Raw genomic sequence first — 26,751 nt, forward strand, 5'->3', positions numbered from 1 at the left:
TGAGAAGAGAATTCTAAGGCGCGCGGAAGAACTCTCGTTAAGGAACTCGGCAAAATGACCCCGTAACTTCGGGAGAAGGGGTGCCTCGGTAGGGTGAATAGCCCGAGGGGGCCGCAGTGAAAAGGCCCAAGCGACTGTTTAGCAAAAACACAGGTCTGTGCGAAGCCGCAAGGCGAAGTATACGGGCTGACGCCTGCCCGGTGCTGGAAGGTTAAGAGGAGTGGTTAGGGGCAACCCGAAGCTATGAATTGAAGCCCCAGTAAACGGCGGCCGTAACTATAACGGTCCTAAGGTAGCGAAATTCCTTGTCAGGTAAATTCTGACCCGCACGAATGGCGTAACGACTTGGGCGCTGTCTCAACGAGAGATCCGGTGAAATTTTAATACCTGTGAAGATGCAGGTTACCCGCGACAAGACGGAAAGACCCCATGGAGCTTTACTGCAGCTTGATATTGGACTTTGGTACGATCTGTACAGGATAGGTGGGAGCCTTTGAAGCCTGAGCGCCAGCTTGGGTGGAGGCGCCGTTGGGATACCACCCTGATCGTATCGGAGTTCTAACCTGGTACCGTGATCCGGTATGGGGACAGTGTCAGGTGGGCAGTTTGACTGGGGCGGTCGCCTCCTAAAATGTAACGGAGGCGTTTAAAGGTTCCCTCAGAATGGTTGGAAATCATTCGCAGAGTGCAAAGGCATAAGGGAGCTTGACTGCGAGACCTACAAGTCGAGCAGGGACGAAAGTCGGACTTAGTGATCCGGTGGTACCGAATGGAAGGGCCATCGCTCAACGGATAAAAGCTACCCTGGGGATAACAGGCTTATCTCCCCCAAGAGTCCACATCGACGGGGAGGTTTGGCACCTCGATGTCGGCTCATCGCATCCTGGGGCTGAAGTAGGTCCCAAGGGTTGGGCTGTTCGCCCATTAAAGCGGTACGCGAGCTGGGTTCAGAACGTCGTGAGACAGTTCGGTCCCTATCTGTCGCGGGCGTAGGAAATTTGAGAGGAGCTGTCCTTAGTACGAGAGGACCGGGATGGACGTACCGCTGGTGTACCAGTTGTCTCGCCAGAGGCATAGCTGGGTAGCTATGTACGGAGGGGATAAGCGCTGAAAGCATCTAAGCGCGAAGCCCCCCTCAAGATGAGATTTCCCAGTATGTAAGACCCCTTGTAGACGACGAGGTTGATAGGTTCGAGGTGGAAGTGCGGCAACGTATGCAGCTGACGAATACTAATCGGTCGAGGGCTTAACCTAATCCCAACCAAGTGAAGAAAAGCTTTGTAGCGAATTCCGAATACTTGATTGGGGCCCAGAAAACCTAAGAATATCTAACTTTACGCACGTTTCGTATCTAGTTTTCAAGGCGCAAATTACGCTTTGACTGTTTGGTGATGATGGCGGAGGGGACCCACGCGTTCCCATCTCGAACACGACCGTTAAGCCCTCCAGCGTCGATGGTACTTGAACCGCAGGGTTCTGGGAGAGTAGAACGTTGCCAAGCAGTATCCCTTTTGGGATATTTAACAGCAAGAGATTGTAGGGCATCTAACTATGACGCGGGGTGGAGCAGCCCGGTAGCTCGTCGGGCTCATAACCCGAAGGCCGCAGGTTCAAATCCTGCCCCCGCAACCAATGATGCGAGTCATTAGCTCAGTTGGTAGAGCACCTGACTTTTAATCAGGGTGTCGTAGGTTCGAATCCTACATGACTCACCATTTGCCTTATTTACAGCATGCGCGTATGGCGGAATTGGCAGACGCACTAGACTTAGGATCTAGCGGGCGACCGTGGGGGTTCAAGTCCCTCTACGCGCATCAATCATCCCCAAGGAGTGTTACACGCCTTGGGGATCCCTATGCGGAAGTGGCTCAGCGGTAGAGCATCGCCTTGCCAAGGCGAGGGTCGCGGGTTCGATCCCCGTCTTCCGCTCCATTTTTATTAAGCGCCCTTAGCTCAGCTGGATAGAGTATTTGACTACGAATCAAAAGGTCGGGAGTTCGAATCTCTCAGGGCGCGCCATTTTTATTTATATGAATAGCTTACATACTTTCGGGACGTAGCTCAGCTTGGTAGAGCACCTGCTTTGGGAGCAGGGGGTCGCATGTTCAAATCGTGTCGTCCCGATACAGAATTAGCATAGTCAGTCAGCGCGTAAGCTGATCTGTTTATGCTTTTTTTAATATACAAATATCTATCATTTTAGCAATATGATTAATTCCAAAATTAATGTATAGTAGTGTTATATGTTCCTCATGAATAGTAGTTGGTACGATTGACATAACTAGATGGTGGCAGCAAGGAATACCCGCTGAGAACCCATTCTTATGACCTTCTGCATGGATGTGTTCTTTGCATAATGGGTGGGGTACACGTCTGTCTTTCTAATTACTGGGGTGCGCAGCTTGGAAGTGAAAGCTGCGTTGTTCAAGGTGAAGGAGAAGACGGTAGGGGTGTAAATTATTCCATGTGACACATGCTCTTGTTGTTTCCAAAAGTGGCACCTGCTTAATTAGGCAGGTGTCTTTTTTAAAAGAAACTTCCAAGTGTAAACAATTGTAACCAATTCTAAACAGTTTTGCAGGGTAATATCTTTTTTTGTCGAATTATACTGAAAGAATTAAATCGGATCTACGTAAAATAAAGAAATTGAACCTATAGGCTCAAACAAAAAGATACTACTATAAAAGTTTAAATAAATGGGCGGTGGTTAAATTGGAACAACTGAATCATGAACCTGACTATATCGTTGAGTCTAAGAGAAAATGTATTGCAGCAGGAATGGACCCTAATGAAATTAGAAAGCCAAAACGTTCAATGTCAGAAAAACAGTTGTTGGCAAAGAGAAATACATATAACGAAATTCTGTCCGTTATTGATTTCTTTTCAAAAAAAATTCTAGACTCATTAAGTGGGACGCCTGTACTCATCGTAATCTCGGACGAAAACGGATATTTGATTCATATGGTTGGAGACGAAACCATCCGGATTACCATTAATCAACTTGGCATACGTGTAGGTGCACAATTTACGCAAGAGGATATGGGGACGAATGTTGTGAGTTTATCGTTGCAGCAAACGCATCCGATCCAGCTTGTGGGCTCCAATCATTATCACACGATTCTTCATGGTACAGCTTGTTATGGGGTTGCTTTCCATTATACGGATGTAAATAATTTGCTTGGAAGCATATGCATCATGACAGCTACGGAATTACATAATCCATTTTTCTTGACCATGCTGACTACGGTAGTAGACTCGATCGAGAGAGAGCTTCTTCTTAGAAAGCAGAATCGAAAGTTAAATATGTTGAACCAGATTATGGTCAATAAAAATAGAAACGGTATCATTATCACGAATGCGGATGGGGTCATCAATTCGGTGAATGATTTTGTTATCGGGAAATTCGGGATTCAGAGAGATATCAGCATTCTGGAAAGAAGCGCAGAGAATCCTGGATGCTTAATCAGCAGTCATATGAAGAAAGTGATTAACAACAAAAAGAGTTTCGACAACGTGCAGATGATGTTGAAAACGGTCGATAATCAAAAGGTGGTCTGCTTGTTTGATGCACAGCCTATCTACGATGAAACGAATAATTTTATCGGCTCGTATTCGCAGCTAAGAGATATAACTGAGCGTTATCTCAATGAAGAAAAACATAACTATTTGGCCTATCATGATGAATTGACTTCGCTTCCGAATCGCAGATCGCTGAAAGAAACCTTGAACTCTTATATCTCCTCCTCGTTATCTACGGGTAAAAATATAGATTTGGCACTTATGTTTCTAGATTTGGATCACTTTAAAACCATTAATGATGCTTTTGGTCATTCCAATGGGGATGTGCTGCTAAAACAGGTATCCAGCCGGTTAACAGAATGTTTAGGTGATTATGGTAAAGTATTTAGAATGGGCGGAGATGAATTTATTTTCTTGTTCAGTGACATTACTGGGCAAAAGGAAGTTATCAATAAAGGCAAACAGATCATTGATTTATTTGACACTCCATTCACGATTAACTCTTCGAAATTTCATGTCACGGCAAGTATTGGTATCGCCATTTATCCGAATGATGGGACGGATGCCGAAACGTTCATGGTGTATGCAGATAATGCCATGTACAAATCCAAATCAAAGGGGAGAAATAATTATACACTGTTTGATTCCAATATGAAGACCTATTCGAAAGAAAAAGATAAGTTATCTTTGGAAGTTCTCTTAAGAAGGGCATTGGAAAAAAAAGAATTCATGGTGTATTATCAGCCACAAGTTGATCTAATGAAGAAGAAAGTGATTGGTGTGGAAGCGCTGCTAAGATGGAATAGTCCTGAATACGGCATCGTGTCACCAGAGAATTTTATTCCGATTCTAGAAGAAAACGGGCTGATTTCTCAAGTTGGCGAGTGGGTTTTAAGCGAAGTCTGCAATCAAAGCAAGAGATGGGTCGAGAAAGGGTTTCCACGCATTCGAATGGCAGTGAATCTCTCTTCCCAACAGTTTTTGAAAGACAATTTGGTAGAAATCATCAACAATACGCTCATTGAATTTGGCATGGATCCTAATTATTTGGAGTTAGAAATTACGGAAACCATGACAATGGATGTGGAGCGTGCGATCAATGTTTTGGGCCAGTTGAATGCCTTGGGCGTGAGGATCAGCATTGATGATTTCGGAACGGGTTACAGTTCGTTAAATTATTTGAAAAAGTTCTCTATCCATACGTTGAAGATAGATAAATCGTTCGTACGAGATATCATGTTGGATAAGAATGATTCAAACATTGTCAGTACCATTATTTCGATGGCGCACAATTTGAATTTGGATGTTGTAGCTGAGGGTGTCGAAACGAAAGATCAACTTGATTTTTTACAGATGAGAAAATGCGATGTCGTTCAAGGATATTATTTTAGTAAGCCTCTTTCTGCCGATGATTTTGAAAAGTCATTTCACAAAATTAATGAGGGGATCGAAATCAATTTCACAAATGAAATGGATGGTTTGTAAATGAAAAAAATTTCCGAGATAATAGCAGTCCATTTGAAAAAGTGGGGAATCAACCACGTATTTGGCATTCCTGGCAAAGCTGTCACCGCACTCATCCTAGACTTACACAACCATGATATCGAATTTGTGCTTGCGAAACATGAATCCGGAGCTGGCTTCGAGGCGGCTGGATATGCATTGATGAAGAATCAATTGGCGGTAGCGATTGGAACATCCGGCCCCGGCGGAACGAATCTCTTAACTTCAGCCGGTCAAGCCAAAGCGTCGCACCTTCCCGTTTTATTCATCACAGGGCATCCTTCGATTAAAGACTCAGGCAGGGCGTTAGGGCAGGACTCCACCATGTTCGGAACGGATGTCGTCAAAATGTTTGAGCCTGTAACCAAGTTCAGCGCCCGGGTAGAACGAGCGGATACGTTCAAGGCTTATTTTGAGCATGCGATCGAGAAGGCTTACTCAGGTGTTAAGGGTCCAGTGCATCTGTCGATTGCAGCAGACGTTTTGGCGGAAAGTATCGAAGAATTTCACATGGATCTACCGGAAGTGATTCACCCTGTTGCCTCGAATTTAGAGCAATGCAAGGAGTTGATCAATCGTTCCGAGAAGAAAGTCATCTTTGTGGGCAAAGGGGTACATTCAAGCAGAGCTTATCGCGAAGTGAAAATGTTAGCCGAGATTTTCGATATTCCCGTTATGACAACGCCTGGCGGCAAGGGAGCTTTTGAAAGCAAACATCACTTGTCTTTGGGTGCTTTCGGTCTGGGCGGTACGCAGGAAGCAAGTGCTTATGTGGAGAGCGGTCTGGATTTAATGATTGTTATTGGGACTAAGCTTTCCGATATGTCTGTAGCTGGACTAAACCCTTCCTTATATCCCAAAAAAATGATTCATTTTGATTATGATCAAACATTTATTGGTAAAACCATTCAGGTCGAAACGCTGCCGATTCTGGGTGACATCAAAACTAATCTTCTTGCACTTTTTGATAAATTAAATTATAAGGAAATCATTAAAAAGCCTTTTGATGTGGACAAGTATAAAGGGATTGAATCTTACGTAGAGAGTAAGTCTCCCATAAGAGCGGTGGAAGCAGCTAAGGTTATGAGCGCAACATTCGATGAAGACACGGTCATTTTTGGCGATGATGGCAGTCATACGTTTTATGCGATTCAGAATTATGACGTAAAGAGACCCGGCACCTTTTATTTTGATGATGTGTTCGGAACCATGGGCCATGCGATTGGGTATGCAATTGGAGCCAAACTGGCAAAGCCGGATGCCAAAATTGTCTGCTTAACCGGCGATGGATGCACGTTTATGCATGGTTCGGAGATTTCAACAGCTGTTAATTATGGAGCTAATGTTATTTTTGTGGTGTTCAATAACGGGAAAATCGATATGGTAGATAACGGGATGACACTCCACTTAGGGAAAGCTATCGGCACCGTATATAGAACGATGCTAGACGCTCAAAAGTATGCGGAATCCATGGGGGCGCTCGCCTTCAAGTGCTCAACGGCACAAGAGCTGGAAGACGCCATTCGTCAAGCGCAAGCAGCCAATACAACGGTTGTCATTGAGGTTATTGTTGATCCTGTAGAACTTCCACCAACGGCAAAGAGGGGATAGCGATGAGTAGAAATCCGGAAAGCTATAATAAAGGCATTGAAGTTTTGAATGACATGGTTGGCGAACCAGGTTTAAAAGCGATCGGGGTATTTGAAAAATTTTACCCAGATTTCGCTGATTTTCTCGTTTCTTTTGGCTTTGGAGAAATTTATTCTCGCGAAGCGCTGGATTACAAACAAAGAGAACTCATTACGTTAACGGCGTTAATTACCCAGGGAGCTTTTGAGCAAATGCCTTTTCACTTGAATGCTGCCCTGAATGTCGGACTAACCCCCAAAGAGATTGTAGAGCTGGTTATTCATAGCGCAGCCTATGTGGGTTTCCCAAAAGCATGCAGCGCTATGACGCAGGTCATGACCGTTTTCGAGCAGCGGGGCATCAAAGATATCTAATGCGGGGACTTGGTATGGCCTTTTGATCAAGCGCCGACTTCAATAGCCTGACAGAAGCAAACGCGTCTTTTCCCAATGGGAGAAGGCGCGTTTTTTGGTGATGCGTCGCTAACCTTGCTAATCCTGCGAATATCTATAAGGGATATAAGGGGGAAGGCTAGATGAAGCAATCATTTTGGAAAAGAAAACGATTCTGGCAATGGAGTGGTGGAATCGTTATTGCCGGGTGCCTAGGTCTATTCGTGGCTTGTTATGTCTACATTCGCGGGCTCGATGTATCGCTCATTAATCAACCGCTTCCTGAGGCAACGCTCGTGTTGGATAAGGACGGTAAAGCGGCTGCACAGCTATCGAGTTCGAAGATTGAGCCTGTACCGATTTCACAAATGCCCAAAGTATTGACCGATGCGATTGTAGCTGTGGAAGACCGAAGATTTTATTCGCATTCGGGGATTGATATGAAGTCTATTGTACGTGCGATTGCCCGCGATGTAGTGAAGGGCGGCTATTCCGAGGGGGCCAGTACGATTACACAGCAGCTTGCCCGCAATTTATTTCTAAGTGCAGACAAAACGCTTGGTCGTAAACTGAAAGAAGCCGCCTATGCGATCAAAATAGATAGGACATTCGGGAAAGATGAGATTTTGGGAATGTATCTTAATCGTATTTATTTTGGAGAAGGGAGCTGGGGTGTGCAGGGGGCCTCGAGGACGTATTTTAACAAAAATGTGCAAGAGTTAAGCTTGCCGGAGGCTGCAGTACTAGCAGCACTACCTAAGGCTCCTAGCAGATATTCCCCGTTTCAGGATGAGAATCAGGCACTCGAGCGGCGAAATACAGTGTTGATGCTGATGCGCGATGAGGGTGTGATTTCAATTGAAGCTTACGAGAAAGCGAAGGCAGCTCCGCTAGGCGTCATGAAATCAGATAATGGGAATGATCTGAAGGGGCGCTACCCAGCTTATGTGGATGAGGTTATTCGCGAGGCGGTGCAGACATATGGATTCACAGAGGAGCAGCTTCTCACAGGTGGATTGCGCATTACAACCGAGCTGGATCCCGCCGTTCAGAACGCAGTTGCGGAAGTATTTCAGAACGAAAGTCTATTCCCGGCAAGCCAGCCGGATCAACGTATTCAAAGCGGTGCGGTCATCCTTGATCAGCAAACAGGAGGCATTCGCGCTTTGGCAGGAGGTCGTGGCGAAGAGGTTTTTCGTGGTTTTAGTCATGCAACTCAGCTAAAGAGGCAGCCAGGATCTGCTTTTAAACCTATTGCTGTCTATGGTCCGGCCTTAGAGAACGGCTACAATCCTAATTCTGCCCTATTCGACGGGCCGCTCAACATCGAAGGATATCAACCGCAGGATTGGGACCATCAAACACGAGGGCAAGTGACGATGCAGGAGGCGATCATTTCTTCCTGGAATGTGCCAGCTGTATGGCTCCTCCATGAGATTGGCATTGATCGTGGACTGCAATTCGCCAAAGCACTGGGGATTCCGCTGCCCAAAGAGGATAGGCAACTTGGTATCGCGCTAGGAGGGTTATCCACAGGGGTATCGCCGCTTCAGATGGCGCAAGCCTTCAGTGCGTTCGCGAATAAAGGGAAGCTGCATCAAGCACATACCATTACGAAGATTGAAACCAGCAGCGGTCACGTTTTAGTTGAGCGCAGTTCTAAGGCGGTCTCTGTGATGCAGCCTGGAACAGCAAATGCGATGACCTCGATGCTGCAGGCAGCAGTGATCCAGGGAACAGGCAAGAATGCAGCCATGAATCGTCCTGTAGCGGGGAAATCCGGTACTACGCAGCTGCCACAGACGAAGGAGTTCGAAGGGATAGGCAGCGGGAGTGCGAAGGATGCCTGGTTCGTTGGGTACACACCAGAGCTTACAGCTGCCGTATGGGTTGGCTATGATCGAACGGACAAGACGCATTATCTAACGACCTCAGGCGGTGCAGTACCAGCGGTAGTGTTTCGTGAGATGATGGGGCGAGCATTGGCAGGAGCGCCGATTGTTCCGTTTGATGTACCGCCTATAAGCAGTAAGTCTCTGGATGTGAAGGAAGAGCAGGCGGAGACAGAAAAATCTGGAAAGGAAGAGAAGAAGCCGCCTGGTCACGGGCATGAGAAGGGGAAAAAGAAATGACAAATAGGCAGGCCCGGAAGGTAATAAAACCTGAACGCCTGCCTGTTTGTGGAAGGCGTTTAGCGATCTGAATTGCGCTGAACATCGCCACGTGAGTTATTGCCTCTTTTGTGGTTTTCTTCGTTGTCCTTGTCTTTATCTTTGTTCTTCTTGTCCTTGCTTTTATCCTTGCTTTTATCCTTGCTATTATCTTTGCGATCCTCATATTCCTTGGCAGCAGGCGCTTGGTCCGGCTTCCATTGCGTTTTCATTTGGATAGTCAGTTTGCTCGCATCCAAACCATAATGCTCAGCCAGCTGCGCAGCGAGAGTCTGTTTAGCGTCAGATGATTTGAGATCGATAGAGGCGAGCAGCTCGTGGATCCAGGCTGCTGCTTGATCTCCACTGAGGTGAATCATTCCTGCATCTTCTGGTTTAATGCTTAAATCGTACAAGCTGCCATGAGGTCCTTGGGATTGGCGGATATGAAGCTTAAAGTGCTTGCCATCTACGGACACATCCATACCTTCCAGGTTAGGGTAAACTTCTTGATTCCGCTCAGGTTGTGCAGGCGTCACAGGTTTAGCAGCTGCCCCTTGCGGTGTTGGTTCTGGCGTTCCCGCAGGAAGCGGCGTAGGCGATGGTGTGGCTGTAGGTTGTGCTGTTGATGAATCCATAGGATTCGCTGCTCCTGACGCTGCTGCATCAGGCTTCGATGCGTTGGCAGAAGTCGCTTTGATATAGGCTGCTTGCTGCTTGCTGTTCAGGACAAGTTCAATCTGATCGCCTGCCACTAAATCAGTAAGTTGAGCTTTCTGCTCATCTCGATAAACCCAGACCGACTTGGCCAGAGGGACGGTTTGCTCTACAGTATCTGTGGATAACTTAACGGTAGCTGAATCGACAGAAGTGAATGTCCCCTTTGTGGATGTAGATGTGATTTGGGTTGGCGAAGTTGCCGCATAGGCGGTCCATCCGTAAAGCATAACAGCTGCCAGGGTGACGGATATGAAAATGATGGATATTCGTTTGCGCATAAGAAACACCTCCGCTTACAGGTTTCGACTCTTGATCCCGATTTGGGGCGGTACCACGCCTAAGGGTTGGCAGCGGAGGAAAAGAAGATAGGGCTGTCTCTCAAGGTTATAAACCTGGAGAACAGCCCTATCTCTTTCTTAGAAAGTATAAATTTGGGGGTAGATCTAAGGTGGTACTCCCTTTTTAGTTGACGTCCACCGCAGGCCTCTTTGCTTTGGAGGTTTGCGGTCTTGAGTGGCATCTAATGAACTGTAGGATGCTTATCGACGAGAAAATGGCTGCTTTGGAGATGTAATGAACTGGATTGGCGTTACCTGGTACTTTATTGGCCGAATGGTTAGCAAATGCTTGAAATAGCGCATCTGGCATTCATTAGATTTTCAGAATGAGCGATTTTGGCCGAATAAAGGGTATGGAGTTCGTAAGGAAGCTTGCGAAGGTGCATGGACTTGATGACCTAGCCGCAGGCTAGGTTTTTCGTGTATTCCGATTAAATAAGAGCCTCTATGGGCTCTTATGCGCGCAAGAAGCAGCACTTTTTCAGAGATAGAAGTCTCCGGAGACTCTTATCTTCAGCGAAACCAGTCAAAGCTACTTCAAACTAAGCATTAAGAGTCTCTAGAAGCTCGTAAATCCCTAAAAAAGCAGTATTCCTCAGCAATAGAAGTCTCTGGAGGCTCTTATCTTTAGTCATTGCTGTTCTGCAGCCGCTGCATGAATTCTTCAGCTGCACTGTAGCCTTGTTGGCGCAAATACCAGTTGTTGGCGGCGGCTTCAACGAGTCCGGCAACATCGCGCCCAGGCTGCAGCTGGATCTCGATATGGGGGATTTTGATATCCATATACTCCGTGAACTTAGGCTCTAGCTCCAAATCGTTGTTGAGCGCATGCTCTTGCCATTTGGTCAACTCGATGTCAAGCACGATCCTGGTCTCGTCTTGAAAAGCTTTCCGGCCATACAGTCTCGAAACGTTGACGAGGCCGATGCTGCGCAGTGCCAGGAATTCCTTGGTCTTTCCGTTATGGGTGCCGAGGAGCGTCTCTGGGCTGATTTTCTTGAGTACGACGATATCATCCGCAACGAGACGATGCCCCCGGTGAATCAGCGTATGAGCGGTCTCGCTTTTGCCAACGCCCGATTTGCCGCGCAGCAGAATTCCGATGCCGGATACGTTGACGCAGACGCCGTGAACCGCGATTTCTTGGGCCAAGGATTTGCTCAAATACAAATCAACCAAGTCTTGAAACTTGCTCGTAGGAGCAGCTGTGCGGAGCAGAGGGATGTGTTCTTCTTCGCAATATTTGGTTAAATATTTCAAGCCCTCTTGGTTTCTGGTGACAACGAAACAAGGCGGGTGATATTTGACAATATTACCGATGTGAAGATTTCGTTCATTTTCACTAAGTTTATGCAAATAGGTGATTTCTTTCCGGCCTAAAAGCTGAACATGGGCTTGGGGGAAGTATTCGAAGTATCCCACAAACTCGAGTCCGGGGCGATGCGCCTTCGTTTTGGTAATCGGACGGTGCAGTTCCGAATGTCCGGCAAGTACCTCGAGCGAAAAGCGCTCAACCAAATCTTTGACTGTAACGGGCTTCACAATTGCTCCTCCTTAGATTGTACGATATCTATATTATTCGCGCTGGAGTCGCTGAATTCCTTCCCTGTAAGCGCTTGAAAGATGAGCGCTGCAAGCTTTTGACATTGCATCTGAAGGCATTCTTGTTATGATAAAGAGAAAAGCTTGCAAGGGGGATTTCAAAGATGGATGCTGTTTATAAAAATTGTCAAAGCTGCGGGATGCCGTTGGCCCGTGATGAACAGGGCGGGGGAACTGAGAAATCAGGAGCGAAGAGTAAAGTCTATTGCAGTCATTGCTATGAGAACGGGGAGTTCACGCAGCCTGATCTTACGGCAGAGCAGATGAAGGATCGGGTGAAACAGAAGCTTGTCGAGTTCGGGTTTCCAAGGTTTCTGACGGGGCTTTTTACGAGAAATATTCCGAAATTAAAAAGATGGTCATCGGGCAAGTAGGGCATATCAGCAAGTAGGGCACATCAGCAAGCAGGCATGCCGGCAATTTGCACACCGATGCGCTCGAGAAAAAAAAGCGCTCCCTGCAGCAAGCGCAAGGAGCGTTAGGGTGTGTAGGCCTATCCTCTGTTTATGTAAAAGCAGCTTACCTGTTGAAGCCGCATTTTTTGGCAAGTGTTGGCCATGTAGAGAGAAACATGTTTTCCCACCTGTCTTCAGGTAGTACCATAATCCATTTTGCGATTTGATCCAATCCCATCTCACATAAAGTTTGAACAACTTCATGTCTTTCGCAGCCAGTTTTTAATGCTAACATCTCAAAACCACCTCAGTCGAATGTATTCAAACAATTATCTATATGCCTGTGGATGAAAAGATGTGCATGATTTTTCAGAAAACGGAAAAATAAGCCTGGCGCAATCCATTGGCGACAGCATCACTTCACTTGATTGCGAATGCCGGGATCAATCGTTCGAAGCAGTTGGTCGAGCTCCTGATCGGAGATATCCTCATTGCCGTAGCGAATTTTGTTATAAACAGACGTGACCGCTTGGATGGTTTGGTCAGGCAGCTGATCGATGCTGCGAAGATCAAGCTCTGTCTCATTAGGCGTGAGAGATTTTTTGTACGAATATCCGCTCTTGGCTGCCTGCCGCATCACGATGCGATAGAGCAGGCGGATGCGCTCTTGGTTATTGGGCAACTGGGCCCACTTGGCTGCGGATTTGTCCTGCTCTCTGCGATTCATCGCTTGCTGCCACCACAGGCGGGGCAGCTCATGCCAAGTGAGAAGGTTTTCTTTCTCATCGGTGAAGCCCTCGACATCCGCGCCTTGCTGCTCGCTAAGCGAGCGGTTCATTAACCGCCGCAGCAGCGAGGCCACAAGCGGTGCAAGCTTGGAGACGATCAGATAGAGAACGAACAGGATAAAGGCAATGACAAGCAGATAACCGACAACGACCTGCACGTAGTGCATCAGGATGCTCAGCCAACTCGGATCTCCGGCAGGTCCAGCCGGTGGAAGAACAGGAGGCGGAGCAGATGGACTAGGTTCCGGCGGGTTTGCCGGAGCATCCGATCGAAACAGCTCGAGCATCCAGAGGATGGCTCCTCGGAGAAAGGCCAGCATAGCGTGCTGAATTTGCCTAAAGTAAGCGACGGCGACAATCAGCACAATGAAGGTGATTAACCAGATACGGCTGGAACGTTTGACGGTAGTCGAGAGGGATGATGCCGCCGCACGCTCGGAGCTCGCCAACGTTGCGTTGAGAAGCTGAGAGCGATTCGTCGTGAAGAAAAATAGGATCAACGAACAGAATCCGAAGCCGTTCAGCCCGAACATATAGGGCTGGAAACTGACGATACGCCCCATAATCGGCACACCCGCCAAATAAATCATCCCTGCGACAACAAAGGTCGCCACCGGGAAGATAGCCTCCCACCCTTCCTTAGCGCTGCGCAGCCCACGATAAGCGACGATAGTGCCGATCACCGCGAACAACCAGCTGTGCCAGTCGGTCCCTTGGATAAGGAAGGCGATGATAGAGCCTACGATGACACTAGAAGCTATTTCATAAATTAGGCGATTAACCCAGCGTACACGTCCCAATAAACTTCCAAGAACAAAGATCAGCCAGAATTGTAAACATGATGTCCATAACGGAGTCACAGAGCCATAGAGGTGAATCAGCACAATAAGCGGATAGAAGAGAATCAGCTCAAATCCACCGAATAAGAACGCAGAGCCGAGGTTTCTAAGCCATAGAGACTGATCAGCTCCCTGAGGTGGCGTTGGAATGGGGGAAGTCATCGGCTGGATTCGCCTCCTGTTCAGTTAGAGATAGCAGATGATGCTGCAAGGGCACCAGAAAGACCGAGTGACCTAGTGCTTCCAACCGCTCTATGCTTTCTTCCATATCAGGTGAAACGAACGCGGTCAACAGGATAATATCCATGGCGGTTCCTACTTGTTCAACTTCCAAATCGAGAAAGTTGCTGCACGAGCGAGTGCAGGAGACGGCCAACTTCGCCATCGTTTCGAAAAGGTACTCCAAGTGAGCGGCCCCGCCTTCAGGAGCCATATAAATGGGCACGCCCGGTTGCCCGACCAACGAGCCGTTATAGCCGAAACCAACGGGGACTCCTTGGCTGACGGCATATTCGGCGAGTGTAGCGGCATAGGACAAGCCTTTCTCCACGAGCTCCGGATCACTCACCGCGTCCCACATGGTCTCGGTGACTTGTGTATTCACGATGATCAGCAAGCGAGGATCTGCGGTGAATTCACGGTTGTAGACCTGTAGTCTTTGGCTGCGAGCAGTGGCTTTCCAGTGAATGCTGTTCATTGTATCTCCGAAACGATATTCACGCACACCCGAAACAAGAAACGGGTCTGGCATGATCCATCGTTTGACTGTAACATCTCCTTGCCAGCGGCTGGAGACGAGGGGGATGTCCTCTCGGCTCACGAGGCGCGGATAGACGAGCAGTTCCAGCTCGAAGCGATGCGTCCGTGTCGCCGCCGCCATCCCCACGAAATCTCCAATGGATGCAGCCACGGTTTCGAGCTTATACCAGCCTCGTTTGGCCGCCTTCACCCGGTGGCGGCGGACGATTCGCGTGTAGGGCATGAGGCTGAATAAACTGCGGTGATTCTGGAAAATGGTGCCACTGCTCACTTCCAGATTGCTTTGCTTCGCAAAATGCAGTCCCGCGTGGATCGTTGATTCTAAGCGCAGCCAGGGGAGAGGAATGAGCTTGCGATTGACGATCGTTTCGATCATCTCGATGTCATCTCCCACATGGCAGTGGGTTTTGTTGAAGGCTCGTGCAATGCGCAGCCCGCGAAATCCGAGGCGGGCCATGAACATATGCTGGAGAACATACAGAGCGACAGCGATGACGAGAATCCAGCTTATTCCCATCGGCTACCCCAGCTTCACTTCCGTAGGAACGGGGGTAACGGCTAGAATGCTGGTCAGCAGCGCATGCACCTGCAGGTCCTGTTGGCGCGAGCGTGTGCGCAGCATGATGCGATGCGCCCATACGGGCTTCGCCAACGCCTTGATGTCGTCAGGCAGCACGTAGTCGCGGTCGCGCAGCGCCGCGTACACCTGCGCCGACTTCATCAAGGCGCGCACGCCGCGCGGGCTGACGCCAAGCGCGCTGTCCGCATGCGAGCGCGTCGCCTCCGCGAGCTGCACGATGTAGTGCAGCAGCTCGTCGCTGACGCGCACCTGCGTGAAGAGATGCTGGGCTTCGAGCAGCTCGGCGCGCCCGACCACCGGCAGAAGCTGATCCAGCGGATCCTGCTGCCGGTATCGCTGCAGGATCAAGAACTGCTCGGCGGCGGACGGATAGCCGAGCGAGAGCTTCATCAGGAAGCGGTCAAGCTGTGCTTCTGGCAGCGGGAACGTCCCCTGATTCTCGACGGGGTTCTGCGTCGCAATAACGAGGAACGGCGCCTCGAGCTTGCGGGTTTCCCCGTCGATGCTCACTTGGCGTTCCTCCATGCTTTCGAGCAGGCTGGACTGCGTGCGCGGGGTCGCGCGGTTAATCTCATCGGCGAGCACGATGTGAGCGAACAGCGGTCCAGGGCGGAATTCGAAGTCGCCCAGCTTCTGGTTGAAGAAATTGATGCCGCTTACATCGGACGGCAGCAGATCAGGCGTAAACTGAATGCGCTTCATGGTGCCGTCCAGGGAGCGGGCGAGCGCTTTGGCGAGCTGCGTTTTGCCAGTGCCGGGAACATCCTCCAGGAGGACATGACCCGAGGCGATAAGGGCGATGACCATCAATTCGACGGTATCGTCTTTACCGACGATGACTTTGCTAACATTATCTTGTATAAGGGATGCGATGCGTTTGATTGGCGTTAAATCCAAAGTCGTTACCTCCTAGGCATGGGGAAAGATCAATTTTATTCAGATAGGAATGAAGGCCATAGTTATCCTCTTGATTTTAACAGAGATCAGGTGAATTTTCCCATTATTTCCTCATTCGTGTATTAGCTAGTTGTGTAATCGAGAGGCAGTTAGTACAATGATGGTGAAAAAAGACAATTAAAAGGAAAAAATTTGAATAGAATCAGAGCTTCATGGGAGGTCTATTATGTATAAGCTTTTATTAGTGGATGACGAAGAGGATGTGCGCGAAGGTGTTGTGCGTGAAATCAACTGGGAAGCGATTGGCTTGGAAGTGATAGAGAAAGCAGAGAATGGGAGAGAAGCACTGGAAATGGTAGAGCGTTTGCAGCCGGACGTGGTTGTAACAGACATTCAGATGCCGTTCATGAACGGGCTTCAACTTGCTGAAGCTATTCGCGAGCGTTTTCCCACGATTAAACTCATTATCTTGACGGGGCACGATGAGTTCGAATATGCCCAAAGGGCGATTAAGCTGCACATTGACGAATATGTGCTCAAGCCTTTTTCCGCGCAGGAGCTGGTTAATGCTTTATTGAAAGTGAAAGGGCAAATTCAGGAGGAAGTAGCTCATCGGGAAGATGTGCAGCTCTTGAAGGAACATTACCGCAAAAGCATGCCAGTGCTGAAAGAAAACTTCTTAGCGACGTTAATGAACCGTAAACTTCCGCGGGATGAAGTCTATGAGAAAGCGGCGAACTATGGGATTGATCTGAGTGGCCAAGGATTTATCGCAGCCGTTCTCAGCATTGACGGAGTGCTTATTCAGGAAGATGATCTGGAGAATCGCAGCGAGTTGGCGAAATCAGTTTCACTCAAGTATTCCGAGGATCAGGCGTTGAAATATTTTGCCCTGCTGAATATTACAGAGGAAATTGCCGAGAAGCGGGGGCTTGGCCTTGTTTTTATGCATAACGATGAGGTCGTTGTTCTAGCATTGAGAGAAAGCAGGGATAGAGCAACTGCGCTGCAGGAAACAATGAAGGTGCTGGAAGAAGTCCGGCAGAGCGTGGAGAAATATTTGAAATTTACACTGACGGTAGGAATTGGCACGGTGATGAATGAAGTCACGAATATCAGCTATTCGTATGAAGATGCGGTCCTTGCGCTGGATTACCGACTTATTCTGGGCAATAACCGAATGATCTGCATCGATGATGTAGAGAAACGAACGGTGGACAAAATCCGCTTCGATGATGTGAAAGAGCACGCTTTGACCCGCTGTATTAAGGTGGGGACGGCCGCGGAGATTCGGGAAACGATGGACGAGCTCTTTCAAGGCATTGAGGGTGGTGTTTCCGTTAAGGATTATCAAATCTATCTGCTCGAAATTCTTACCTGCATCCTGAAAGCAGCGAAGGACTCCAACTTGAATGTTGACGAGGTATTCGGCGATAACTTCGTTCCTTTTACGGAGATTAATAAATTCACCTCGCTCGAGGAAGCGAAGATGTGGTTGGTCGATTTGTGTGCGAAAATGATGACGCATATTGCGACGGATCGCCAGTATACGTATAAGAACTTGGTTGAAATGGCCAAAGACTATACGAAGAGCAACTACCATGAAGGAGACATCACGATTAATAAAGTGTGTGGTCACCTGCATATCAGCGCGGGCTATTTCAGCAGTATTTTCAAAAAAGAGACCAAAATGACGTTCGTGAACTATCTCAATCATATTCGGATGGAAGCCGCTAAGGAGCTCTTGCGCACGACCGATATGAAGGCTTTGGAGATTGCTGAGAAGGTGGGCTATGCCGATGCGAATTATTTCAGCTTCTCGTTCCGCAAAAATGTCGGGGTTTCGCCCAAAGAATATCGCAATAACAGCTCGAATGCAGAGTAATACAGGGGCTCTAGAATGGGGGTGACAGCTTGAGGCGAAAAGTGAAAGAGCTTTTCCAAACCTTGTACGATGTGCTGATGGACACGCTGAGAGTGAAGAGCATTCAATTTACGATTACGATGTCATTTATTTTGATTACGGTGGTCGTTATGCTGGTCGTTTCCCTCGTGTTGTACAATAAATTCTCCACAACAGCGGAAGAAAATGCATTCCTGAGTACGCAGCAAGTCATCGAACAGGTGCAACTTAACCTGGAAAATTATATTAAAGGCATGGCGGATACGTTCGAAGTGGTCGATGCCAAGATTGCCAAGAGCCGCGGTATTCCGACGGATAAATTGCTTGAGCAGTTGGAGACGATCGCCAGCACCAGGGAGGATATCGTCTCGATCAATCTATTTACGGCTGATGGTGGACTTGTGACGGGCATTCACACAACGGAAATGCGCAAGAATACGCGGCTGCTCGAGCAGTCGTGGTTTCGTTCTGCGCTGGATAATCCTAACCATCTTACCTTCTCCCTGCCGCATATCCAGAACCTGTTCAAGGACCCCTACAAATGGGTGGTTTCGATGAGCAAAGGGGTTTCCATTATGCAAAATGGGAGATGGGAGGATGCGGTCTTACTCGTCGACATCAATTTCAAGACGTTGGATGATGTGTTTCGCACTGTGTCTTTGGGCAAGAAGGGATACGTGTACATTATCGATGACTCCGCGGGAAACATTGTGTATCATCCGCAGCAGCAGCTTATTTATATTGGCTTGAAATATGAAAATGTGGAACAAGCTCTTAAATTCTCTTATGGCAAATATATGGACGTCAGCGAAGGCGAGCCCCGGCTTAATGTGGTCAGAACCGTCAATAACATCGGGTGGAAAATCATTGGGGTCTCTTATCTCGATGAAATGATGACGACCCGCAAGGAAGTCAGTACGTTCATGATTTGGCTGCTGGTTATTGTGCTTATCTTTATTTTACTGATCTCTTCTTTCATGTCCGCTCGGATTTCCAAGCCGATCAAGCGGTTGAAGAAGTCGATGGAAATGGTGGAGAAGGGACACTTCGATACGTATATTCATGTTCGCGGAGCCGATGAGGTGGAGCAGCTTTCACGCAGATTCAACCTGATGGTTTCGCGGGTTCGAGAACTGATGGATCAAAGCATCCATGAGCAGGAGACGAAACGGAAAAATGAGCTGGAGGTTCTGCAGTCTCAGATTAATCCGCATTTTTTATACAATACACTCAATTCGGTCGTGCGGATGGTCGGCAATGGCAAGAATGAGGAGGTTGTAACGACGATTACTTCGTTGTCCAAGTTCTTTCGGATATCCCTCAGCAAAGGAAAGAACATCATTACGATCGGGGAAGAGATTGAGCATATTCGCAATTATTTGATCATCCAGAAGATGCGCTATAAGGACAAGTTTGATTACGACATTGAGGTGGATAACGAGGTTCTGGAGTACCAGACCCTGAAGTTAATCTTGCAGCCATTTGTGGAAAATGCGTTGTATCACGGGATCGAATATATGGTGGATGAAGGTCATATACACATATCGGCGAGCAGGCAAGAGGAGCGGATATTATTTCAAATTCGCGATAACGGGGTCGGCATGTCGGAAGAGACGCTCAAGAATATTCTCTCCGGTCAGGTGAAAAGCGAGAAAGGCTCCGGTGTCGGACTGCGGAATGTGAATGAGCGAATTCAGCTTTATTTTGGCCCTGATTACGGGGTTACGGTGGAAAGTGAGCTGGAGGAAGGGACGCTGGTGAAGATCTGGATTCCTGCCGAGAAGGTGCAGCCGTGATGGAGCAGGCTCTACGATTAGACCTGATGATGAATAGGAAGGAGATACGATGGTTAAAACAATGAAACTAGGACCCTTGCTTTTTGCCATCCTGATTGCTGTCGTCTCCGTGTCCTCCTGCTCCAGACAAGACGAGATGACGCCAGCCGAGCAAAAGCGGCACTTGGAAGTCGTGCTTAGAAGCCAAAACGGCGATTATTGGAAGACGGTGAAGATGGGTGCCGAGGTGGCGGCGAAGGAATTCGATGTTACCCTGGATTTCCGCGCACCAGGTGATGAGGCGGATGTGAAGGGTCAGATTGCTTTGATGGAGCAGTCCATCAGCAGCAGACCGGACGCGATTGTTCTCGCGGCTAACGATTACAAAGAGTTGTCTCAGGTTGTGGAAGATGCGAACGCTTTCGGCATCCCGGTCATTACGATTGATTCCGAAGTGGAGTCACGCAAAGCGAAGAGTTTTATTGGCGCTAATAATTATGAGGCGGGGCAGTTGGCCGGCAAACAGCTCATTAAGCTCGCTGGAACGAGCGGTCAGATTGCGATTGTCAGCTTTAAGCAAGGCGAGCGGAATACGGAGCTTCGTGAACAGGGTCTTTTGGACGAAATCGCCCAATATCCGGACGTTCGTGTCATTGATAAAGTGTATAGTCTGACAGACCGGGAGCTTGCTGCCCAGATGACGCAGAACATCGTTGCCAAATATCCGGATTTGGACGGGATTGTTGCCTTGAATGAAATTTCATCGATTGGCGTGGCGGATGCTGTCCAACAATTGAATTTACAGGACAAGATCAAGATTATTACTTTCGACAGCACATCGGAAGAATTGGAACTGCTGCAAGAAGGCGTCATCCAAGCGACGATTATTCAGAATCCGTTCAGCATCGGGTATTTGGGCGTGAAGAATGCGGTCGAGGCGGCCAAGGGGAAGAAGGTCCCAAGCCGTGTGGATACAGGTATTCGAGCGATTGACCTGACGAATATGTTCTGGTCGGACAATCAGAAGCTGTTATTTCCCTTTATAAAGTGATGAGAATTTCGATAGAACATGTGAGGATATTGCATTTGTTTTGAACACGCGAAAGTTTATAGTAAGAAATGTAAACAAACCAAACAAACAACCTTTTAGGGAGGGTCTTACTTTGAAAAAACTTCTTACTCTAGCAGTGGCAGGCGCACTGGTTGCAACCGTAGCAGGCTGCGGTAATAAAACAGAAACAGCAACACCAGCTCCAGCTGCAACAACGGGTGCAGCAGCAACAGCAACACCAAAAGCAGCTGACACAGGTAAAAAACCAACTATCGGTGTAGCGATCTATAAATTTGATGATACTTTCATGTCCGGTGTTCGCGCAGCAATCGCTGATGCAGCGAAAGACAAAGCAACGGTCGATATCGTTGACAGCCAGAACTCCCAACCAACGCAAAATGATAAAGTTGACCTTTTCATCACGAAAAAAGTAAACGCTCTAGCGATCAATGCAGTTGACCGTACGGCAGCAGGCGTTATCATCGATAAAGCGAAAGCAGCGAACGTGCCAGTCGTCTTCTTGAACCGTGAGCCTTTGGCTGATGATATGAAGAAATGGGATAAAGTTTACTACGTAGGCGCAAAAGCGGAGCAATCCGGTACCATGGAAGGCCAATTGTTGGTTGATTACTTCAAAGCTCATCCGGAAGCGGACAAAAATAAAGACGGTAAAATCCAATACGTCATGCTTAAAGGCGAGCCAGGACATCAAGATGCTGAGCTTCGCACGAAGTTCTCCATCCAAGCGATTACAGATGCTGGTCTGGGTGTAGAAAAAGTAGCAGAAGATACAGCGATGTGGGATCGCGTTAAAGGTCAAGAGAAAATGGCGGCGTTCCTAGCTTCCAGCGAAAGCAAAATCGAAGCTGTTCTTGCGAACAACGATGATATGGCGCTTGGCGCGATCGAAGCTTTGAAAGCAAAAGGTTATTTCAAAGACAATAAATTCCTGCCGGTTGTTGGTGTAGATGCTACAGCTCCTGCGCTGCAAGCACTTAGCGATGGCACATTGCTTGGAACAGTTCTGAACGATGCGAAGAACCAAGGTGCAGCAACGACGAACGTAGCAGCGGCACTTGCTAACGGCAAAACGCCTAGCAAAGAAACAACTGGGTATGACGTAACTGACGGTAAATATGTATGGATTTCCTACAAAAAGATTACCAAAGAGAACATGAGCGAAGCGAAGTAATCCAGAGTGAAGCGGGCAAGAGCAGCAGCGTCAAGCTCTTGCCTTCCTTATTTGGGACCCGTGCAAAGGCTAAGAGACTAAAGCTTCAAAGAAAGGCTTCACTTTGTGGGGATTATCGTGAGCTGGTAGGGGGAGTTACCATGACTGCAGACTATTTACTGGAAATGATTCAAATATCCAAAGAGTTCCCTGGCGTGAAGGCGCTGGATAACGTCACCCTCCAAGTTCGCCCAGGCAGCGTACATGCACTGATGGGAGAGAACGGGGCTGGGAAATCGACATTAATGAAATGCTTGTTCGGTATTTATAAACCGGATGGCGGAGAAATCAAGCTGAATGGTGAAGTTGTTTCCATTCCTAATTCCAAGGTTGCTTTATCAAACGGCATTTCCATGATTCATCAAGAGCTTCACCCGGTTCCTCATCGCAATGTGATGGAGAACATTTGGTTAGGACGTTTCCCGCTTAAAGGGATCGGACCTTTGAAATTAGTGGATCACAAGAAGATGCGTAAAGATACAGAGAACCTGTTCAATCAACTCCAAATGGATATTAAGCCGGATACACTGGTGGGAACGTTATCGGTTTCCAAAGTGCAATCCATTGAAATTGCCAAGGCCGTTTCTTTTAATTCGAAAGTCATTGTTATGGATGAGCCGACATCGTCGTTGACAGGCAATGAAGTTGAGCAGTTGTTTCGCATCATTCGCGACCTGAAAAGTCGTGGCGTTTCGATCATCTATATTTCACATAAAATGGAAGAAATTCTCGAGATTTCGGATGAAGTTACAATTATGCGTGACGGAACGAAGATTGGCACCTGGCCATCCGCCGATTTAACAACAGATATGATCATCTCCAAGATGGTCGGACGTGATCTGAAAGAGCGGTTTCCTGAGCGTCACAATGTGCCTAACGGTGTATTAATGAAGGTTGACGGATTGACGTCTGTCATTCCCAAATCGTTTAAGAATGTCTCTTTTGATCTTCGCAAAGGTGAAATCCTCGGCGTGGGTGGACTAGTCGGGGCGCAACGTACAGAACTGATTGAAGCTTTGTTCGGGATGAGAGGCATAGCGTCCGGCAGCATTGCGATGAATGGGAAGCCGGTTAAGCTCAAATCACCGATTGATGCCATTAAACATAAAATCGCGCTGCTCACGGAAGAGCGTCGTGTGACCGGGATTTTCCCTGTATTATCGGTACTGGAAAACACGGTTATCGCTAATTTGGGCAGATACATGAATCCGCTTGGCTTCATTAATGAAGCTAAACGGAAAGTCGAAGTCGAGCGAAGCATCGAAATGCTTAGGGTAAAGACGCCTAATATGCATGCTTTGATCAAAAACTTGTCTGGTGGCAACCAGCAAAAAGTGCTGCTCGCGAGATGGCTTCTTACGGAGCCTGATGTGCTTTTGCTCGATGAACCAACACGGGGGATCGACGTAGGGGCTAAATTTGAGATTTACTCCATCATTGCTGATCTTGCCAAGCAGGGGAAAAGTATTATCATGATCTCTTCTGAAATGCCTGAACTTCTCGGGATGTCAGACCGAATCATGGTCATGTGCGAAGGACGCCTTACGGGGATTGTAGATGGAAACAAAGCAACAGAAGAAGAGATCATGCGCCTTGCTGCACAGCACATGGCATAATGGAGGGGGCCAAGAAACCATGAGTACCAAGACAGAAACTATAAAATCCAGAGACATCAGTGGGTTCGTGACCAAATACGCAATCTACATCGTGCTTGTCGTGCTGGTTGTCGGAATTGCAATTTATGATCCACGCTTTTTATCGGTGAGTATTCTTAGAGATATTTTGCTGCAGTCGTCTACACGCGTTATTATCGCCTTGGGTGCTGCGTTCATCTTGATTACTGGGGGAACCGATCTATCGACCGGACGGATCGTTGGTCTGACTGCCGTCATCTCAGCTTCCATGCTGCAAACGCAGGAATATGGCCGGAGATTCTTCCCGGATCTGCCGCATCTGCCGCTTCTGGTTCCGATTATCCTGGCGATTATCGCAGGTTTGTTGGTAGGTCTCATCAACGGAATAATTGTAGCAAAATTAAAAGTACCGCCTTTCATTGCTACCTTAGGGACGATGGTTGCGGTATACGGTGCAAACTCCCTTTACTTCGATATGAAGCCGAATCAATCTCAGCCTATCGGCGGTTTGAGACCGGACTTCAGTAAAATTGGAACAGGTTCCATCGGTTCAAATGCTACGTATTCTATTCCTTACATTGTCATCATTGCCATTGTCGTAGCGATTATCGTGTGGATTGTCTTCAATAAAACGAAGCTTGGCAAATACATGTACGCCATTGGCGGCAACATTCATGCAGCAGTCGTTTCGGGGATTAATGTAAACCGTTACCTGATCTACATTTACTCCATTGCAGGTGCTTTGTACGGATTAGCCGGGGTGCTTGAAGCAGCCAGAACCGGCGGAGCTACGAACAACTATGGGAATATGTACGAGCTTGATGCCATTGCCGCTTGTGTGGTCGGCGGTGTATCGACTTCGGGTGGTATCGGGACGGTGCCGGGCGTTCTTGCCGGGGTATTGATCTTCAGCGTTATCAACTACGGTTTGACGTTTATTGGGATTAGCCCTTACTGGCAGTTAATTATTAAAGGTGTCATCATCGTCGCCGCGGTAGCGTTTGATATGCGCAAATATATGAACTCGAAGTAAGCTGGCAAGTTGAATATCGAGGTGAAACAGGCTGTCGCAACTAATGGGCAGTCTGTTATCGCGTCTATATTGAAAGCGTTTTCTACATGAGAGGTGGCATACCTATGTCTAAAAACTTTGTAGCTGTTTGGAAGAAAAGGCTGTTGGTGTTGTCTTTGAGAAGCAAAATTGTGGGAGCTTTCGTCATCGTTTCTTTGCTTGTGGCGGCGACCAGCGGTATGTCGTATACCTATTTGAACAAAGTGGACAGCTCCTATGCCAAGCTGTTAGGCGACAATGTCTCCATCCTGCGCGTTGTTTCAGAAATTAAAGAAAAAACACAAATGCAGAACAGCATGCTCTTCGGGTATGTGCTGGATCCGACTAAGGAGAAGGAGCAGCGTTTGATGGATATGAATGCAGCGCTTGCTGCTGTCATTGCCCAGATGGGGGAGTTGTCCCATAACGAAGATGAGCAGAGCGCTATTCAGTCTACTATGGATTCCAACATGACGTTTGCACGTCTTGTGAAGAAAGTAACAGAGTATGCGAACAAAGGCAATGTTGCCTTGGCTAAGGCGGAAGCGACGCAGTGGGCCATCCCGACGACAGAAACCTTAACGCAGGCTGCTGCGAAAATTGAAGACCTCGAAAAGTCGACCCAAGAGGATGCTTCTGCGCGTAATCACGATGTGGTGAAATCGACGGTGCAAACGCTGATTTGGGTTAGCTTGGGGGCGTTCCTACTTGCTTTGGCCATGGGTCTTGTATTGTCACGGATGATCGTGACCCCCATGCGTTTCATGGTGCGAGCAGCTGAGCGAATCGCTGCCTGCGACTTAACCGTTAGCGATATTCAAGTGAAGAATCGAGATGAATTGAGAGATCTGGCTAACGCTTTTAACCAAATGAAAGCTAATTTACATCGCTTAATTAGTCAAGTAGGCGGCAGTGCTCAGCAAGTTGCCGCAGCTTCGGCAGCATTGAGCAGCAATTCTGAGCATGTCAGCGAGTCCTCTGAGCGAATTACGAATACGATCCAGCATATTTCGATCGGTACGGATGAGCAAGTAAGGAGCGTTCATCTGGCTGTTGCCATCATGGAAGAAATGTCGGCAGCTGTGATTCAGATTGCCGGTGTTACGCAGTCCGCGAACGAACAGTCCTCTCTCGCCCAACAGGAGGCAGGGGCAGGCAACGCTGCTGTTGAGACAGCGATAGCTCAGATGCATGCCATCCATCAGAAGATGAAAGAACTGGCCGAATCGGTGCAAAGACTCGGCCAGCGCTCTGAACAAATCGTTCATGCGAACAGCATGATCGCTAATATTGCGCGACAAACGAATATGCTCGCGCTTAATGCTTCTATTGAAGCGGCTCGTGCTGGCGCTGCCGGCAAAGGTTTCGCGGTTGTGGCCGACGAAGTCCGCAAGCTGTCTATGCAGACGGGAGCGGCGGCTGAAGATGTGGCGGCTCTGGTGACCAGCATTCAGGAGGAGACCAGAAGTGTTGTTGGCTCTACCGAGGCGGGAACCCGCGAGGTAGAGACTGGGCTTGAGGTTGTCGGCGTGGCGCAGATGACGTTCAAGCGCATTCGTGGGGCGATGGATGAGCTCGCCAGACAGATCACGGATGTCGCCGGCAGCTCGGCATCGATCTCGGAGAAGACACGCGCAGCCGTGGATGTGATCCGGGCGATTGACGAAGTCGCCGGGCAAACGGCTTCGGGAACCCGTGTGGTTTCCTCCAACATCGAGGGGCAATACGCGAGTATGCAGGAGATTGTTTCATCGGCGACGGTGCTGAATAGCATGGCGGCGGACTTGCAGACGCTGATTGGCCGCTTCCGTGTGTGATTGATGTAGTCGGTTGGTCAGAGCAGCCTTAAGATGAGGATGCGGCGTGGGAAGATGTGTTGAAAGGCCGGAAAATGAGCTTAATGTGGGAGAGTAGAAATGAAGTGTGAAGTGTGGTTCATTGAGCAGCAGAGTGTGTTCCTGGTAGGGACGTGATGCTTGAGAGTGCCATAATCAG

The 26,751-nt window shown here is 48.1% G+C and carries 18 protein-coding genes, 6 tRNA genes and 2 rRNA genes (1 of these 26 cut by a window edge); 20 read left to right on the forward strand and 6 right to left on the reverse strand.

Annotation, left to right across the window (positions count from 1 at the left end):
* The 12 genes from LOZ80_RS35485 to LOZ80_RS35540 all read left to right on the forward strand — a co-directional run.
* Positions 1-1,254 (forward strand): 23S ribosomal RNA (locus tag LOZ80_RS35485) (it extends 1,661 nt beyond the left edge of the window).
* Positions 1,255-1,384: 130 nt separating this feature from the next.
* Positions 1,385-1,501, forward strand: a 5S ribosomal RNA gene (gene rrf / locus LOZ80_RS35490).
* Positions 1,502-1,555: 54 nt separating this feature from the next.
* Positions 1,556-1,632 (forward strand) — tRNA-Met (locus LOZ80_RS35495).
* Between the two features lie 7 nt (positions 1,633-1,639).
* Positions 1,640-1,715: transfer RNA gene (locus tag LOZ80_RS35500), tRNA-Lys, on the forward strand.
* A gap of 19 nt (positions 1,716-1,734) precedes the next feature.
* A tRNA-Leu gene (locus tag LOZ80_RS35505) sits at positions 1,735-1,814 on the forward strand.
* A 43-nt stretch (positions 1,815-1,857) separates the two neighbouring features.
* A tRNA-Gly gene (locus LOZ80_RS35510) sits at positions 1,858-1,932 on the forward strand.
* Positions 1,933-1,942: 10 nt separating this feature from the next.
* Positions 1,943-2,019: transfer RNA gene (locus LOZ80_RS35515), tRNA-Arg, on the forward strand.
* 31 nt (positions 2,020-2,050) lie between these two features.
* Positions 2,051-2,124 (forward strand) — tRNA-Pro (locus tag LOZ80_RS35520).
* 690 nt (positions 2,125-2,814) lie between these two features.
* The gene (locus LOZ80_RS35525) at positions 2,815-5,004 is read left to right on the forward strand and encodes a GGDEF and EAL domain-containing protein (RefSeq protein WP_238168898.1); all 2,190 of its coding nucleotides are present in this window, start codon (positions 2,815-2,817) and stop codon (positions 5,002-5,004) included.
* Positions 5,005-6,633, forward strand: coding sequence for a thiamine pyrophosphate-binding protein (locus LOZ80_RS35530; protein ID WP_238168899.1), 1,629 nt, complete (start codon positions 5,005-5,007; stop codon positions 6,631-6,633).
* A gap of 2 nt (positions 6,634-6,635) precedes the next feature.
* Positions 6,636-7,025, forward strand: a complete 390-nt coding sequence (locus LOZ80_RS35535; protein WP_238168900.1) for a carboxymuconolactone decarboxylase family protein — start codon at positions 6,636-6,638, stop codon at positions 7,023-7,025.
* A 161-nt stretch (positions 7,026-7,186) separates the two neighbouring features.
* Positions 7,187-9,175, forward strand: a complete 1,989-nt coding sequence (locus LOZ80_RS35540; RefSeq protein ID WP_238168901.1) for a transglycosylase domain-containing protein — start codon at positions 7,187-7,189, stop codon at positions 9,173-9,175.
* A 59-nt stretch (positions 9,176-9,234) separates the two neighbouring features.
* Here the strand turns inward: LOZ80_RS35540 and LOZ80_RS35545 are convergent, their stop codons facing one another.
* Together LOZ80_RS35545 and hprK are read right to left on the reverse strand one after the other, a co-directional pair.
* On the reverse strand, positions 9,235-10,191 hold the full coding sequence (locus LOZ80_RS35545; protein WP_238168902.1) for a hypothetical protein: 957 nt from the start codon (positions 10,189-10,191) through the stop codon (positions 9,235-9,237).
* Between the two features lie 687 nt (positions 10,192-10,878).
* Entirely contained in the window at positions 10,879-11,793 is a 915-nt protein-coding gene (gene hprK / locus LOZ80_RS35550; RefSeq protein ID WP_189019627.1) for an HPr(Ser) kinase/phosphatase, read from the reverse strand.
* 164 nt (positions 11,794-11,957) lie between these two features.
* Between hprK and LOZ80_RS35555 the strand changes: the two genes are divergently transcribed.
* A complete protein-coding gene (locus LOZ80_RS35555; protein ID WP_238168903.1) occupies positions 11,958-12,227 on the forward strand; it encodes a zinc ribbon domain-containing protein in 270 nt (89 codons plus the stop codon).
* Positions 12,228-12,372: 145 nt separating this feature from the next.
* Here the strand turns inward: LOZ80_RS35555 and LOZ80_RS35560 are convergent, their stop codons facing one another.
* The 4 genes from LOZ80_RS35560 to LOZ80_RS35575 form a co-directional block, all read right to left on the reverse strand.
* Positions 12,373-12,543: a hypothetical protein gene (locus LOZ80_RS35560; protein ID WP_189019623.1), complete on the reverse strand. Its 171-nt coding sequence runs from the start codon at positions 12,541-12,543 to the stop codon at positions 12,373-12,375.
* A 120-nt stretch (positions 12,544-12,663) separates the two neighbouring features.
* Positions 12,664-14,037 (reverse strand): DUF4129 domain-containing protein, encoded by a 1,374-nt coding sequence (locus LOZ80_RS35565; protein WP_238168904.1) that lies wholly within the window; start codon positions 14,035-14,037, stop codon positions 12,664-12,666.
* Positions 14,000-15,151 carry a DUF58 domain-containing protein gene (locus LOZ80_RS35570; protein WP_238168905.1) on the reverse strand — a complete coding sequence of 384 codons (1,152 nt, stop codon included), beginning with the start codon at positions 15,149-15,151 and terminating at the stop codon, positions 14,000-14,002. Before LOZ80_RS35570 ends, LOZ80_RS35565 begins: the two co-directional genes overlap by 38 nt.
* Before the next feature lie 3 nt (positions 15,152-15,154).
* Positions 15,155-16,111, reverse strand: coding sequence for an AAA family ATPase (locus LOZ80_RS35575; protein ID WP_238168906.1), 957 nt, complete (start codon positions 16,109-16,111; stop codon positions 15,155-15,157).
* Between the two features lie 226 nt (positions 16,112-16,337).
* On the opposite strand from LOZ80_RS35575, the gene LOZ80_RS35580 reads away from it, so the two are divergent.
* The 7 genes from LOZ80_RS35580 (at position 16,338) to LOZ80_RS35610 (ending at position 26,573) form a co-directional block, all read left to right on the forward strand.
* The gene (locus LOZ80_RS35580) at positions 16,338-17,996 is read left to right on the forward strand and encodes a response regulator (protein ID WP_238168907.1); all 1,659 of its coding nucleotides are present in this window, start codon (positions 16,338-16,340) and stop codon (positions 17,994-17,996) included.
* Between the two features lie 77 nt (positions 17,997-18,073).
* Entirely contained in the window at positions 18,074-19,810 is a 1,737-nt protein-coding gene (locus tag LOZ80_RS35585) for a cache domain-containing sensor histidine kinase (RefSeq protein ID WP_238173209.1), read from the forward strand.
* A gap of 49 nt (positions 19,811-19,859) precedes the next feature.
* On the forward strand, positions 19,860-20,840 hold the full coding sequence (locus LOZ80_RS35590) for a substrate-binding domain-containing protein (RefSeq protein ID WP_238168908.1): 981 nt from the start codon (positions 19,860-19,862) through the stop codon (positions 20,838-20,840).
* Between the two features lie 112 nt (positions 20,841-20,952).
* Positions 20,953-22,032: a galactose ABC transporter substrate-binding protein gene (locus LOZ80_RS35595; protein WP_238168909.1), complete on the forward strand. Its 1,080-nt coding sequence runs from the start codon at positions 20,953-20,955 to the stop codon at positions 22,030-22,032.
* A 140-nt stretch (positions 22,033-22,172) separates the two neighbouring features.
* A complete protein-coding gene (locus tag LOZ80_RS35600) occupies positions 22,173-23,687 on the forward strand; it encodes a sugar ABC transporter ATP-binding protein (protein WP_238168910.1) in 1,515 nt (504 codons plus the stop codon).
* 19 nt (positions 23,688-23,706) lie between these two features.
* Positions 23,707-24,738, forward strand: coding sequence for a galactose/methyl galactoside ABC transporter permease MglC (gene mglC / locus LOZ80_RS35605; protein WP_238168911.1), 1,032 nt, complete (start codon positions 23,707-23,709; stop codon positions 24,736-24,738).
* 104 nt (positions 24,739-24,842) lie between these two features.
* Positions 24,843-26,573, forward strand: a complete 1,731-nt coding sequence (locus LOZ80_RS35610; RefSeq protein ID WP_238168912.1) for a methyl-accepting chemotaxis protein — start codon at positions 24,843-24,845, stop codon at positions 26,571-26,573.
* Positions 26,574-26,751: the final 178 nt, after the last annotated feature.

The sequence above is a fragment of the Paenibacillus sp. HWE-109 genome (assembly GCF_022163125.1).
Taxonomy (GTDB): Bacteria; Bacillota; Bacilli; order Paenibacillales; family NBRC-103111; genus Paenibacillus_E.

Excerpts from the sequence above, each read along its gene's own strand:
- LOZ80_RS35525 (WP_238168898.1), top strand. The coding sequence starts at position 2,815 with ATGTCAGAAAAACAGTTGTTGGCAAAGAGAAATACATATAACGAAATT.
- LOZ80_RS35530 (WP_238168899.1), top strand. The coding sequence starts at position 5,005 with ATGAAAAAAATTTCCGAGATAATAGCAGTCCATTTGAAAAAGTGGGGA.
- LOZ80_RS35535 (WP_238168900.1), top strand. The coding sequence starts at position 6,636 with ATGAGTAGAAATCCGGAAAGCTATAATAAAGGCATTGAAGTTTTGAAT.
- LOZ80_RS35540 (WP_238168901.1), top strand. The coding sequence starts at position 7,187 with ATGAAGCAATCATTTTGGAAAAGAAAACGATTCTGGCAATGGAGTGGT.
- LOZ80_RS35545 (WP_238168902.1), bottom strand. The coding sequence starts at position 10,191 with ATGCGCAAACGAATATCCATCATTTTCATATCCGTCACCCTGGCAGCT.
- LOZ80_RS35555 (WP_238168903.1), top strand. The coding sequence starts at position 11,958 with ATGGATGCTGTTTATAAAAATTGTCAAAGCTGCGGGATGCCGTTGGCC.
- LOZ80_RS35560 (WP_189019623.1), bottom strand. The coding sequence starts at position 12,543 with ATGTTAGCATTAAAAACTGGCTGCGAAAGACATGAAGTTGTTCAAACT.
- LOZ80_RS35565 (WP_238168904.1), bottom strand. The coding sequence starts at position 14,037 with ATGACTTCCCCCATTCCAACGCCACCTCAGGGAGCTGATCAGTCTCTA.
- LOZ80_RS35570 (WP_238168905.1), bottom strand. The coding sequence starts at position 15,151 with ATGGGAATAAGCTGGATTCTCGTCATCGCTGTCGCTCTGTATGTTCTC.
- LOZ80_RS35580 (WP_238168907.1), top strand. The coding sequence starts at position 16,338 with ATGTATAAGCTTTTATTAGTGGATGACGAAGAGGATGTGCGCGAAGGT.
- LOZ80_RS35585 (WP_238173209.1), top strand. The coding sequence starts at position 18,074 with ATGGACACGCTGAGAGTGAAGAGCATTCAATTTACGATTACGATGTCA.
- LOZ80_RS35590 (WP_238168908.1), top strand. The coding sequence starts at position 19,860 with ATGGTTAAAACAATGAAACTAGGACCCTTGCTTTTTGCCATCCTGATT.
- LOZ80_RS35600 (WP_238168910.1), top strand. The coding sequence starts at position 22,173 with ATGACTGCAGACTATTTACTGGAAATGATTCAAATATCCAAAGAGTTC.
- mglC (WP_238168911.1), top strand. The coding sequence starts at position 23,707 with ATGAGTACCAAGACAGAAACTATAAAATCCAGAGACATCAGTGGGTTC.
- LOZ80_RS35610 (WP_238168912.1), top strand. The coding sequence starts at position 24,843 with ATGTCTAAAAACTTTGTAGCTGTTTGGAAGAAAAGGCTGTTGGTGTTG.